This window comes from Pseudomonas sp. FBCC-B35, from assembly GCF_059133755.1.
Map to the genome: position 1 here is coordinate 1,151,881 of NZ_CP101439.1, position 12,607 is coordinate 1,164,487.

Genomic DNA, 12,607 nt, shown 5'->3' on the forward strand with positions numbered 1-12,607 from the left:
CGCATCTCATAGCGGCCATACCCGGCCGGCGCCCGCCAGATAGACCTGGCTGGTGCTGGCGGGCTCGATTTCCCAACCGCCCGTGAACTCCCCGAAAGCTGGCAACAGGCTGACGTGTTCGTCGATCAAAAAGCACGGCAGGCGAAGCCGTTGGCGGGCCCTGCCGCGCAATACGAAGATCGGGTGGACGTGCCCTGAAAGCACCGTGAGCGTCGGATGCTCCTTGGGTTCGTGTTGCAGGGCAAATGGCTCCACCACATAAGGTTCATCCACCACGTCGATCCCCAGCTCCACGGGTGGATCCCCTGCGTTGCGGTCATGGTTGCCGCGTATCAGCACGATGCTCAACCCGGGGTGACGTGCTCGCCAGGCTTGCACCCGGGCCAGCGTAGCCGGCGCCCGCGCAGTACGGGCATGCAGGAAATCACCGAGCACGATCAGTTGCTCGCACTCATGTTCGGCAAGCAGTGTGTCGAGCCGGGCCAAGGTGGCTTCGGTAGTGCCTCTGGGAACGGGTTGGTGCAAGGCCCTGTAGCTCGCCGCCTTGCCGATGTGCACATCGGCCAGCAGCAAGGCCTTGCGGGCCGGCCAATACACGGCTTTGTCCGGGAGCAGCCAGAGTTTCTGCCCGGCCAGTTCGATGGCGCAATGTGTCGTCATGTGTGGATCGCCAGGCCGTCGATGGCAAGCGAGATAACCGCTGCCCCATGAATGCGTTTGGTCGTTATCGGGTTCAACCTGCAATGCTCTCCAATTCCGCCACCATCCGCGCAATGCGGTCGGCCAGTTTTTCCGTGCTGAGGGTTTCACGCAGTCCTTCGACCAGCAGCGCGAACGCCAGCGGCCCGGTGCGCTCCATCACGCGCAAGTCCAGCCTGAGGTCGGTCAGCTTCAGTAGCTGGCCCCGAAGCCGATCGATTTCCAATTCTTCACTCAGTACCTCATCACGTGCCTGGCCCAGCAGCAGGTTGCCTGCATCGTGCTTGCGGAAGACCTCGTAGAACAGCCCGCTTGAGGCCTGGATCTGGCGCATGCTCTTTTGCGCCGCAGGATAGCCACCGAATACGAGCCCTGCGATCTGGGCGATTTCCCGGAACCGCCTCAATGCCATTTCCCCGGCATTGAGGCTGGCAAGCACATCCTCCAATAGATCTTCGGTACTCAACGCCCGGGGCAGGTAGCTGGCCCAATCCACCGGTCCAGGGCTAAGCAGCTCGAAGCCATAGTCGTTGACGGCGATGGAAACCGACAGCGGTTGCTCGCGGCTGACACGCCAGGCAATCAGGTTGGCCAGCCCCATGTTGGCCATGCGCCCGGCAAAGGGGTACACGAACAGGTGCCAGCCCTGCCTGGACTTGAACGTCTCTGCAAGCAGGGTCCCTGTCGTCGGCAGCGCCGACCACTGGGCTTGTACCGTGAGCAATGGCCTTACTGCGCGCATTTCAGGGCTATCGAAGCGCCCGTGCGCGGCGGCGTCAAGTTGTTGCACCACAGCGTCGGCCAGTTCGCTGGAAAGTGGCATGCGCCCGCCGTTCCAGCGGGCCACCGCCGCCTTTCGCGCGTTGCTGCGGCGTACATAGGCGGTCATGTTTTCCACGCGAACCAGCTCCAGCACGCGGCCGGCGAACACGAAGGTGTCCCCGGGCCTCAAGCGTGAGATGAACGCCTCTTCCACGCTGCCTAGGTTCTTGCCGCCACCGCCTTTGCTCCAGTATTTCAGGTGCAGCGAAGCGTCACTGACAATGGTGCCGATGCCCATCCGATGGCGGCGCGCCAAGCGCTCACTGGCAACCCGGTACAAGCCGTCGGGGTGCATTTCAACACGTTGATAGTCGGGGTAGGCGCTGAGCGAGCTGCCGCCATGGCAAACGAAGTCCAGTGCCCATTGCCACTGGCTGTCGCGCAGGTCGGCAAAGGCCCAGGTGCTGCGCACTTCAGCGAGCAGTTGCTGCGGATCGAACCCGCTGCCCAGGGCCATGCTGACCAGGTGCTGAACCAGTACATCCATGCACAGGCGCGGCGACCGGCGGCCCTCCAGGTGGCCTGCCGCCAGGGCCTGACGCATGGCGGCGGCTTCCACCAGCTCCAGGCTGTGGGTGGGCACAAGAGTGATGCGCGAGCGCCGTCCAGGCGCATGCCCGGAACGCCCTGCGCGCTGCATCAAACGGGCGATCCCTTTTGCCGAACCGATCTGCAGGACGCGCTCGACCGGCAGAAAGTCCACGCCCAGGTCCAGGCTCGATGTACAGACGACGGCTTTGAGCGTGCCTTCCTTGAGGCTGCGCTCGACCCAGTCGCGGGTGTCACGTGCCAGGCTGGCGTGATGCAACGCAATCAGGCCTGCCCAGTCGGGGCGCTCTTCGAGCAGGGCCTGGTACCAGAGTTCGGCCTGCGCCCGGGTGTTGGTGAAGACCAGGCAACTGCTGCTGGCGTCGATTTCCCGGCTCACCTGCTTCAACATTTTCAGGCCGATATGCCCCGCCCATGGGAAGCGCTCGATGTGCTCGGGCACCAGGGTATCGACCTGCAGCACCTTGTCCTGGCGCCCGCGCACCAGCTGACCACCTTGGGGCAGCAACACGTCCAGTGCATGCTGCAGGTTGCCGAGGGTGGCCGACAACCCCCAGGTCGGCAGGCCAGGGTGCCAACGGCGCAGGCGGGCCAACGCCAGTTGCAGCTGAACCCCCCGCTTATTGCCGAGCAGCTCGTGCCACTCATCGACCACCACCATGCGCAGCGTCGCGAAGTCATTGCTGGCCTGGGCTCGGGTCAGCAGCAGCGTCAGACTTTCAGGTGTGGTGACCAGCACGCTGGGCATGCGCCGGGCCTGGCGTGCGCGCTCGGCGCTGCCCGTGTCGCCGCTGCGCACGCCAACGCTCCAGGGCAGGCCCATCTCGTCGATAGGCGCCTGCAGCGCCCGAGCCGTATCGGCTGCCAGGGCGCGCATGGGGGTGATCCAGATGACCTGGAGTGGCGCCGCGTGACGCCCCTGGGCCTGGGCCTTGAATGCCCGCAGGGCCGCCAGCCAGACCGCATACGTCTTGCCAGCGCCGGTATTGGCATAAAGCAGGCCTGACTCCCCCCGCTCGACGGCGGCCCACACCTTGCGCTGGAAAGCGAACGGCTTCCAGCCGCGTTGAGCGAACCAGGCATTGGCAAGATCGGTGGTGGTGGGCATCAGGCAGGCAGTCCCTCGAAGGCTGTGCTTCTAAAGACCACCGCTGCAAGGTATTGGTTTACTTGTCAGTTGGCCAGCAGATTGCCGCTGCGGCACACCTGCTCGCCGGCCACATGGGCGATCACCATGCCTGCCGTGGCCATGCGCCGCACACTGCGCGCATACAGCAGTCCAGGCTGTCTGTTGCGCAGGGGCATGACGCGATCACTGAGCGGGTCGATGACCTCGGCAATCAGTTGACCTGCCTCCAGGTACTGCCCTGGCTTGGCGTGGTACACCAGCAACCCGCCCGCCGCAGCCGTGATCGGCTCCACAGCAGCCAGTGGCGTGGCTGGCCAGCGCAAGGGCGGCAGGGCAGGGGCATGGCCCTGGATAACGCCAGCATGGGTCAGGAAGTCGAGAATGGCCTGGCAGTCCTGACGCGCCAGGTCATGGCTCACATCAGCCTGACCGCGCAGTTCGAGGGTGACCGAACACGTGCCTGCCGGGATGGGGAAGCGTTTGCCAAAGCGCTGTTGCAGTTGCCACCACAGCAGGCTGAAGCACTCGTCAAATGACTGCCCGCCCGAATCAGTCGCCAATAGGCTGGCCTGGACACCCAGGTAACGGGCCAAGGGCTCGAACTGCGGCCAGGCGTCTGGAGTGGTGTAGAGGTGTTCGACGGCCTCGAAGTCGCAGTGCAGGTCCAGAACCAGGTCAGCATCGCACGCCAGGCGCTGCAGGATCAGGCGCTGCGCTTGCAGGGGGGTACGTGCCGGATGGGCATCCAGGCCGCGGCGCAGGTATTCGCGGATCAGTGCCTGGTTGTGGAGCGGGTCCTGGGTCAGGTGGGCCTCGACCTGATCACCGATGGTGTCTGACAGGTCGACGAAATTGCGGTTGAAGTTCTCGCCACTTTGCAACTCGAACCGGCCCAGCGGGGCGTCGAGCAGCACCTGCTCAAGGCCCACTGGGTTGGCGACCGGCACCAGGATAACCTCGCACTGCAGGCGGCCTTGCTGGTCCAGTTCCAGCAACTGGCGCTTGAGGTGCCAGGCCACCAGCATGCCGGGCAATTCGTCGGCATGCAGCGAGGCCTGGATGTACACCTTGCGACCACTGCGTGGCCCGAAGTGAAAACTGTGCAGTTGGCGGGTTACCCCAGGAACAGGGGAAAGAATGTCGTGGGTCGAGTGGTGCATGATGGTCCTGAATACGGGGCTGTACGGTCTGGGGCACGGGTTGAGCCTTCAGATGAAAGCACAGTTTCGCCGCCAGCGCCTCACGCCAGCCCCTCGCCGCCACCTGCGATCCCGATCAGGCCAGCAAGGCCTGCAAGGTCGCCAAGTCGTCAGCCTCCTCGACAGGCTTGTCCAGACGCCAGCGCAACATGCGCGGAAAGCGCACGGCAATGCCGCTCTTGTGGCGCTTGGACAGGGCGATGCCTTCAAAGCCCAGCTCGAACACCAGCGTAGGCGTGACGCTGCGCACTGGGCCGAAGGTTTCCTGGGTGGTCTTGCGCACGATGGCATCGACCTTGCGCATCTCCTCGTCGGTCAGGCCGGAATAGGCCTTGGCGAAGGGGATCAGCGTGCGGTCCGGGGTGCCGGCAGGGCTGTCCCAGACCGCGAAGGTGTAGTCGCTGTACAAGCTGGCGCGCCGTCCGTGACCCCGCTGGGCGTAGATCAGCACGGCATCGACGCTGAACGGGTCGATCTTCCACTTCCACCAGGTGCCCATGTCCTTGGTGCGGCCAACGCCATACAGGGCCTCGCGCTGCTTGAGCATCATGCCTTCCACGCCCAGGCTGCGTGACTGCTCCCGCTGCCGGGCAAGGTCCGCCCAATCGGGCCCTTCGAGCAGTGGGGAGAGCAATACAGGTGCCAGTGGGGAGGCCTCAAGCACGCGCTCGAGCTGCGCGCGCCGTTCATGCTGCGGGCGACTGCGCCAGTCCTCGCCTTGCCACTCCAGCAAGTCATAGGCCTGCAACACCACCGGGGCATCGCTCAGCAATTTCTTGCCCAAGGTCTTGCGACCCAGGCGCTGCTGCAGCAGGGCAAAGGGCTGCACGGACGCCTCTGCCTTGGCATCGCTCGCTTTCCAGACCAGGATCTCGCCATCGAGCACCACGCCATCGGGCAGGGTCTGGGCCAGGCTCTGCAACTCGGGAAAACGTTCGGTGACCAGCTCCTCGCCGCGCGACCAGACCCACAACTGCCCGTCGCGCTTGACCACCTGTGCCCGGATGCCATCCCACTTCCATTCGATTTGCCAAGCGCTGGGTGGCCCGAGCAGCGTATCGAACTGTTCGACCGGGGCTTGCAGTGGGTGCGCGAGAAAGAACGGATACGGCTGCCCACCACGCTGGCTATGCTCATCGGCAGATTCGGGCGCGATCAGTTGAAGGTAGCGCTCGGCGGTTGGCCGGTGGCTGATGTCGGTATACCCGACCAGCCGCTGGGCTATCCGCTTGGCATCCAGCTCCGCCAACTGGGCCAGGGCACGCGTGACCAGCAGCTTCGATACGCCGACGCGGAAACTGCCGGTGATCAGCTTCAGGCACAGCATCAGGCTGGGGCGATCCAGCCGTGCCCACAAAGGTGGCAGACGTTGCTGGAGCTCTTCCGGGGGCAGGCCGCGCAACGGCAGCAGGTAGCTTTCGACCCAGTGCGCCAGGCCTTCGTCATCGCCCTCCTGGGTGTCGGGCAGCAGCAGCGAAATGGTCTCGGCCAGGTCGCCTACCGCCTGGTAGCTTTCCTCGAACAGCCAGTCCGGCAGCCCTGCCATCGCGCCGGCCAGTTCGCGCAGTACCCGAGTGGGTACCAATTGACGCGGCCGCCCGCCAGCCAGGAAATACACCGCCCAGGCGGCGTCCTGGGCCGGTGCGCTGGCGAAGTATTCACGCAGGGCCTGGAGCTTGGCATTGCTGGAGGTGGTGCCATCGAGGCGCAGGTACAGTTCGGCGAAGGCTTTCATGCGCCCGTCTCCCCAGCTGTAGCGTCATCTTCCTCACCGTATTCGGTAACGAATGCGCGGGCGTCGAGCCCCTGTTCATTCAGGTAGCGCACCAGCACGCCCACCGATCCATGGGTGACCATGACCCGTTCGGCGCCGGTCTGGCCGATGGCCCACAGCAGCCCAGGCCAATCGGCGTGGTCCGAGAGCACGAAGCCCCGGTCTACACCGCGTCTGCGCCGGGTGCCGCGCAGCAGCATCCAGCCACTGGCGAACGCGTCGCTGTAATCGCCGAAGCGTCGCATCCAGCTGCTGCCGCCAGCGGACGGCGGGGCCATCACCAGGGCGGTGCGCAATAGCGGGTCGTTGCGTGCAATATCGCCGGCATAGCGGGTTTCAGGTAAATACACGCCCGCTTCGCGATACACCCTGTTCAGCGGCTCGACGGCGCCGTGCACCAGAATCGAGCCGATGCTGGGGTCCAGGCCATGCAGGATGCGCTGCGCCTTGCCGAAGGCGTAGCAGAACAGCACGCTGGCCTTGCCCTGTTCGCTGTTGGCCCGCCACCAGGCGTTGATCCCGGCGAACACATCCGCCTGGGTCGGCCAACGGTAGATGGGCAGGCCAAACGTCGATTCGGTGATGAAGGTATGGCAGCGTACGGGCTCGAACGGCGCGCAGGTGCCGTCGGGCTCGACCTTGTAGTCGCCCGACGCCACCCACACCTCGCCTTGATACTCCAGGCGCACCTGCGCCGACCCCAGCACATGCCCGGCAGGGTGCAGGCTCAAGGTCACGCCGTGGTGCAACAGGCGCTCGCCGTAGGGCAGGGTCTGCAAATTGATGTCCATGCCCAGGCGGCTGCGCAGGATGCCGGCGCCCGGGTCTGCGGTGAGGTAGTGGCGATTGCCGGAACGCGAGTGGTCACCGTGACCATGGGTGATCACGGCACGGTCTACCGGCCGCCAGGGATCGATGTAGAAATCGCCGGGCGGGCAGTACAGGCCTTCGGGTCGAGCGATGACGAGGTCCATGGCACACGCACTGGTAGGGAGTTACCAGTTAGGAGCCGCTGCGGCCAGGGGAAGTTCGACCGGTGGTTTCTTCACTCCTTGACCGCCGCAAGCGCTGCACGCCGCCGGCCGTTTCTACTTGCCCGGTACCAGGGTCAGGCGCTGGGTGCCATAGGCACGCGCGAAGTGCTGAGGCGCAAGGGGCATGACAGCGAAGCGGCCCTTGAACCAGGCCTCAAGGCCATCCCCGTAATGTGGGCTGGCCGGATTGCCGGACTGGCCGCTGCTGGTCAGCACCTGGAGGGGTTCAGCCTGGCTGAAGTCCACGATCAGCCGCGCCGATGCCGGCAGGCGGGTGACGAAGTCGCTTCCCCAGGCGTAGGGGGTGAAGGCAAGCGTGCTGAAGTCGCCGCCTGCAGGCTGCGCAGGGTGGCTGATGGCATCACCCAGCCCATGGTAGGCCGGTGCAGGCCATTGGTATTGGTGCAGTTTGCCCCATTGCCAGGCGCTGCGGTCGGTGCCCAGTTGGGCGATGCCCGTGTCCATTGCCGCGACCAGGCTGCGGGCCAGGATGGCGGGTTTGTCTTCCTTCTGTGGCGTACTGCGGTCGTCCCAGAACGGGCTGTCATCCCGGCCCAGCAGGTGATCGGCCTGTGCCGAGAACGACAAGCGTGCATTGCTGACCAATGCCTGCCAGGCCGCTCCCGCTTCCGGTCCCAAGTCATCGAGGAATGTCTGACGGGCGACAGCCTGGAGGAACAGGGCGTACAGCGCAGCATCTGCCGACACTGGGCTCAAGCGACCATCGAATGCCTTGAGCCTAGCCAGCGCCGTACGGGCCTTTTCGCGCTGATCGGCGGGCAAGGCATTGATGGCCTGCTGCAGCGGGCCTGCCATGCCTGGCGCTTCGAACATCTGCTTGAGCTTGCCGGCCAACAAGGTGACCTGGTCGTTCTGCAGCGCCATCAGGCTGCGGCTATCAAGGCGGCCACTGCCGGCGAGCTGGCCCAGGCGTTCGGCACGCTCCGGGTAGTACCAACTGCTCGACAGCTGCATGCCGTAGCCGCGCGGCAGGCTGCGCTGGTTGGCGTGGCCGATCCAGCCAGCGGTCGGGTCCTGATCGTATGGGTGCAGCATGGGGTCGGCATAGCCATCCCAGTCATAACGCCCATCCCACCCCGGCGAAGGCAACAGGCCTTGGCCTTCTCGGCGATTGGGGTAGCGCCCGCTCACCTGCCAGCCAATGTGCGATGCTTCGGCGAAGACGAAGTTCAGCGCCGCAGCCGTGACATCACGGGTGCTGTCGAATGCGCGCTCCACGGTCTTGGCGCGGGTCAGGTCGAACAGTGCATCAAGGCTGCGATCGCCCTTGAACTGCGGCAGGTTCAGTGCAAGGCCCAGGCTGGCATTGCCCGACTGGCCAAGTAGCGTGCCATGGCGCGTGTCGTGCATCACTTCGCGCACTGGGCGCTCGCCGCGCACCAGGAAGGTCTCGGTGTGCGCCCTGGCTGCAACCCATTTGCCGTCCGCCAGGTAACTGACCTGATTGCCCTGGTGGCGCAGTTTTTCCAGGAACAGGTCCTGGTTGTCGGCCATCACCGCGCTGCTGGTCCAGGCCAGCTGGCCGTTGTAGCCAGCCAGCACGATCGGCAGGCCCGGCAGCGACAGGCCGGCCACTTGGTACTTGCTGGAGTGGATCTGCACCGGGCTCAGCGCCCAGGCTGCACGGCTGTCGCTGGCCAGCAGGCTCTTGCCGCTGCGGCTGCGTTGCGGGCCGATGGCCAGGTTGGCCGAACCGGGACTGCCCAGCAGATCAAGGTCGCCCAGTTTTTGACTGGCAGCTGCCAGGGCAGACAACCCCGGCAACTGACTGGCAAGGTCCAGGCCCTTGAGCTTGGCTGCTTCGCCTTCGGGAAGCGGTTCGTCGGCGGCACCGGGTAGCAGCCAGGCCAGCTTGTCGCTGCCGACTTTCTGCGCCAGGGTCAATGCACTGATCTCTTCTTGCAGGTTGACCGACTGACTGAAGGCATACAGCGAAAACATCAGCGCGCAGTCTTCGGGCTTCCAGTACTCGGGGCGGTAGCCGCTGTTGGCCAGGTCCGCTGGCAGCTTGTCGCGGTAGCGGAACAGGTAGGCGTTGACCCCGCGCGCATAGACGTCGAAGAAGCGCTTGAGCCGTGGCGATGCGTCGGCGTACAGCTGCGCCGCGCTTTGCTTGAGGTTGGCCGCCCGCATCAAGCGGTCGATATCCAGTGCATCACGGCCGGCCACTTCAGCCATGCGCCCTTGGGCGAGCAACCGCATGGCGACCATCTGCTCAATCCGGTCCCCGGCATGCACGTACCCCAAGGTGAAGAGCGCGTCATGGAACGAGCTGCTCTCGATCAGCGGAGCGCCCATGGCATTGCGCCTGACCGACACGTTCTGGGCCAGGCCCTTGAGCGGCTGCACGCCGCTGGACGGCGGCAGGCTGTCCTGTTGGGCGGTGGTCTGGCAACCGGCCAGGCCAAGTGAACCGAGCAGCAGGGCAGCCGTTGCAGCGCGCGGGCGGAAAAAGAAAAGGGCGGGGGCGGCCATGGCAAGGCTCCTGCAAGGCGTAGCGGGTATGGAAAGGCGCTAAGGTAGTGAGCAGGCCGCCTGGGTGCAAGGCCTGCCCCGGCTTTATTTCGGCACACTGCCCCAGCGGTGGATGAGTGGCAGGACTCTGTCGGCAATTTGCCAATCCGTGGCCATGACGCTGGGGTACCCAAGCGCGCCTTGCAGTGGGTCAAACCTCGAAATGCTCAGCCATGGCGTCGGAAAAGTGCGTGCAGTTGATGCGGGTGTACTGCACATAGTTACGTGTGATCGCAAAGGATTCGCCAGGCATGAGCAGCACATCGTGCTGTTCGAGTTGGCGCACGAACGGATGCAGGTCGGCGATATCGGGGTGATGGACCCACAGAAACATGCCGCCTTGGGGCGTGATATCGAAGCGCCAACCGCGGTCTGTCAGCGTGCGCTGGGTCTGAACCTGCTGTCGAATCAGGCGTTGCTGCAGATCGCTCATGTGCCTGGCGTAGGTGCCGTCGGTGAGGATGGTGTTGACGAAGCGCTCGCAGAACGCAGGCACCGCCACGCAGGTGAGCAGTTTCAGGCGCATGAGCGGTTCGACCAGTGCAGCCGGGCAAGCGATGTAGCCCACGCGTAGCGAGGCGGACAGGCATTTGGAGAAACTGCCGATATAGATGACCTGCTGCAGGTTGTCCAAGCCGGCGAAGGTCTGGCGTACACCCGGGCTGAAGTCGCCATAGACATCGTCTTCGACGATGTAGAAGCCGTGTTCGATCGCCAGTCTCAGCACGCCGAAGGCATTGTGCGGGCTGACGTTGCTGCCGGTGGGGTTGTGGAATGTGCTGTTGCAGAAGAATGCCTTGACCTTGTGCTGGACCAGGTGCCGCTGCATGTCCTCAAGGTCCGGGCCGTCTTGCAGCCGACGGATGCCGATCACGTGCCCGCCGGCCAGCTGGATCAGCTTGATCAGGTTACCGTTGCAGGGCTCGTCGACGAACACGTGGTCGCCAGGGGCGATCAGCAGACGGGCCACCAGGTCCAGGGCCTGGGTGGCGCCCAATGTGCTGAGTAATTGCTGTGGACCTACATCGATCTGGGTCATGCGCCGCAGGTGCACGCACAGCTGCTTGCGCATGGGCAGGTAACCCTGGATGTCGCCGTAATCGGCCAGCGAGCTTTGTTCCAGGCGCGCCGTGCGACGCACAGCCTTGGCCAGCAGCTCGGTGTCGCGCCAGGCAGGGGGCAGCCAACCGCAGCCGAGCTTGGTGTAGTGCTGGCCGCCTTGCAGCAGTTTGAACAGCGCGTCCCCGGCCATATGCCCAGGTGCCTCGTCTCTGGCTGGCGGCCGAGCGGTGCCGGCCACGAAATAGCCACGCCCTGGCACGGCCGTCAACAGCCCTTCGCTGACCAGGCGCCCATAGCTGGACACGACCTCGTGGTAGGTCGCACCCGTGCTGGCCGTGAGCTTGCGAATCGACGGCATGCGTTGCCCTGGCAGCCATTCGCTGGCAGCCAGACGCTGCCGGAGTTGATGAAGCAGAGTGTCAGCACGCATCGACGGGTCCGCCAGTGTTAGAAAAAACAGCCTAACAGTTAGCTGGAAACCGCGTCGACTGTTCGCCCGTGCTCGGCCGATCAGTGAGAAGCTTCGGCGCATTCCATTCCTGCATCATCAGCGAGCACGCCATGACCGAAACCCTGCCAGCACGCACCTACCTGTATTTCATTGCGCAGTCGGTCAACCTCACCACGGCTGTGATGTCCGTGACCATGGCGGCCCTGGTCGGTGCTGCTCTGGCGCCCGATCCTGCGTGGTCAACGGTGCCCTACGGGTTTCAGTTTCTCTGCGTGATGCTGGCGACCTACCCGGTGTCGTGGCTGATGGGGCGCATCGGTCGTCGGCGCGCGTTCATGCTGGGTGCTCTACCCTTGGCCCTATCCGGCGTCAGCGGGTTCCTGGCCGTGCAGCACCAGCACTTTGTTGCCCTGATACTCAGCCACTGCGCATTGGGGGTGTATATCGCGTTCGCCAACTTCAACCGGTTTGCCGCTACCGACAACCTGACGCAACACCTCAAAGCGCGGGCGCTCTCACTGGTGGTGGCAGGCGGAGTGATCGCGGCAGTGGTGGGGCCGGCCTTGACCGGTTGGCTCAGGGATGTGGGTGGGTATCCGCTGTTCTCGCTGTGCTACGCCGCCTTTGTCGGCCTAGCGCTCGTGTCGTGGTTGATAGCCCTTTGCTTGCCTAAAGAGAAACCGGTCAATCGCCCGCAGCAGGACCTGCGAGCGTGCGAGGTAGGGCAGCTTGCGTCACGCAGGGTGCTGGTGGTGGCGATGAGCGTGGCAGCGCTGGGGTACGGCATCATGAACCTGTTGATGATCCAGGCTTCGCTGCACATGAAAGGTATGCACCAGGACTTCTCCGACGTGCGCATGGCCATCCAGTGGCATGTCGTGGCGATGTTTGCGCCTTCGTTCTTCACTGGCAGCATCATTCAACGGTTGGGCATCAAGGTGACGATCTGTGCCGGGTTGGGCCTGTTCGTGGTGAGCACGGCCTTGAACATGGGGTCTAGCAGTTATGCCGTGATGACGGCGGCACTGATAGCCCTGGGCCTGGGCTGGAACCTGACCTACGTGGGCGGGGGGGCGCTGCTGGCGCAGGCATTGCAAGATAGCCCGGGGGCGATGCGCCTGCAGGGCAAGAATGACCTGGCCATCGCCGTGTGTGCCACCCTCGGCGCCTTTACGCCATCCTTGTTGCTGGACACCGCAGGCTGGACGGGCACCAACGGTCTATGCATGGTGCTGTGCCTGGGGCTGTTGCTGGCCACCGCGCTTCGGTTGCCAGCCAAGCCAGGCACCTCGGCGCCCGGGCTGCAGACCGCACCGCGCCCGCGCTAACGGACAGGCGCGGTGCTGTCAAACG

8 protein-coding genes are annotated in these 12,607 nt (G+C 64.7%); 1 reads left to right on the forward strand and 7 read right to left on the reverse strand.

Annotated elements, in window-relative coordinates; genetic code table 11:
* Positions 1–6 precede the first annotated feature (6 nt).
* The 7 genes from pdeM to NMB38_RS05155 all read right to left on the reverse strand — a co-directional run bounded on the left by pdeM (position 7) and on the right by NMB38_RS05155 (position 11,233).
* The gene (pdeM, locus tag NMB38_RS05125) at positions 7–660 is read right to left on the reverse strand and encodes a ligase-associated DNA damage response endonuclease PdeM (RefSeq protein ID WP_286928101.1); all 654 of its coding nucleotides are present in this window, start codon (positions 658–660) and stop codon (positions 7–9) included.
* Positions 661–733: 73 nt separating this feature from the next.
* Positions 734–3,178: a ligase-associated DNA damage response DEXH box helicase gene (locus NMB38_RS05130; RefSeq protein ID WP_028687594.1), complete on the reverse strand. Its 2,445-nt coding sequence runs from the start codon at positions 3,176–3,178 to the stop codon at positions 734–736.
* Positions 3,179–3,243: 65 nt separating this feature from the next.
* Entirely contained in the window at positions 3,244–4,359 is a 1,116-nt protein-coding gene (locus NMB38_RS05135; RefSeq protein ID WP_404666148.1) for a succinylglutamate desuccinylase/aspartoacylase family protein, read from the reverse strand.
* Positions 4,360–4,474: 115 nt separating this feature from the next.
* Positions 4,475–6,133: an ATP-dependent DNA ligase gene (locus tag NMB38_RS05140; RefSeq protein ID WP_049696458.1), complete on the reverse strand. Its 1,659-nt coding sequence runs from the start codon at positions 6,131–6,133 to the stop codon at positions 4,475–4,477.
* Complete coding sequence (locus tag NMB38_RS05145; protein ID WP_023535285.1) at positions 6,130–7,146, reverse strand: ligase-associated DNA damage response exonuclease; 1,017 nt, start codon at positions 7,144–7,146, stop codon at positions 6,130–6,132. The genes NMB38_RS05140 and NMB38_RS05145 overlap by 4 nt, the downstream gene beginning before the upstream one ends.
* 114 nt (positions 7,147–7,260) lie before the next feature.
* Positions 7,261–9,702 carry a penicillin acylase family protein gene (locus NMB38_RS05150; RefSeq protein ID WP_281211615.1) on the reverse strand — a complete coding sequence of 814 codons (2,442 nt, stop codon included), beginning with the start codon at positions 9,700–9,702 and terminating at the stop codon, positions 7,261–7,263.
* A gap of 190 nt (positions 9,703–9,892) precedes the next feature.
* Entirely contained in the window at positions 9,893–11,233 is a 1,341-nt protein-coding gene (locus NMB38_RS05155; RefSeq protein ID WP_028687596.1) for an aminotransferase-like domain-containing protein, read from the reverse strand.
* 131 nt (positions 11,234–11,364) lie between these two features.
* On the opposite strand from NMB38_RS05155, the gene NMB38_RS05160 reads away from it, so the two are divergent.
* Complete coding sequence (locus NMB38_RS05160) at positions 11,365–12,582, forward strand: MFS transporter (protein WP_286928106.1); 1,218 nt, start codon at positions 11,365–11,367, stop codon at positions 12,580–12,582.
* Positions 12,583–12,607 lie beyond the last annotated feature (25 nt).

What these genes read in the sequence shown, in the direction of transcription:
- pdeM (WP_286928101.1), bottom strand. Translation starts at nt 660, where the DNA reads ATGACGACACATTGCGCCATCGAACTGGCCGGGCAGAAACTCTGGCTG.
- NMB38_RS05130 (WP_028687594.1), bottom strand. Translation starts at nt 3,178, where the DNA reads ATGCCCACCACCACCGATCTTGCCAATGCCTGGTTCGCTCAACGCGGC.
- NMB38_RS05135 (WP_404666148.1), bottom strand. Translation starts at nt 4,359, where the DNA reads ATGCACCACTCGACCCACGACATTCTTTCCCCTGTTCCTGGGGTAACC.
- NMB38_RS05140 (WP_049696458.1), bottom strand. Translation starts at nt 6,133, where the DNA reads ATGAAAGCCTTCGCCGAACTGTACCTGCGCCTCGATGGCACCACCTCC.
- NMB38_RS05145 (WP_023535285.1), bottom strand. Translation starts at nt 7,146, where the DNA reads ATGGACCTCGTCATCGCTCGACCCGAAGGCCTGTACTGCCCGCCCGGC.
- NMB38_RS05150 (WP_281211615.1), bottom strand. Translation starts at nt 9,702, where the DNA reads ATGGCCGCCCCCGCCCTTTTCTTTTTCCGCCCGCGCGCTGCAACGGCT.
- NMB38_RS05155 (WP_028687596.1), bottom strand. Translation starts at nt 11,233, where the DNA reads ATGCGTGCTGACACTCTGCTTCATCAACTCCGGCAGCGTCTGGCTGCC.
- NMB38_RS05160 (WP_286928106.1), top strand. Translation starts at nt 11,365, where the DNA reads ATGACCGAAACCCTGCCAGCACGCACCTACCTGTATTTCATTGCGCAG.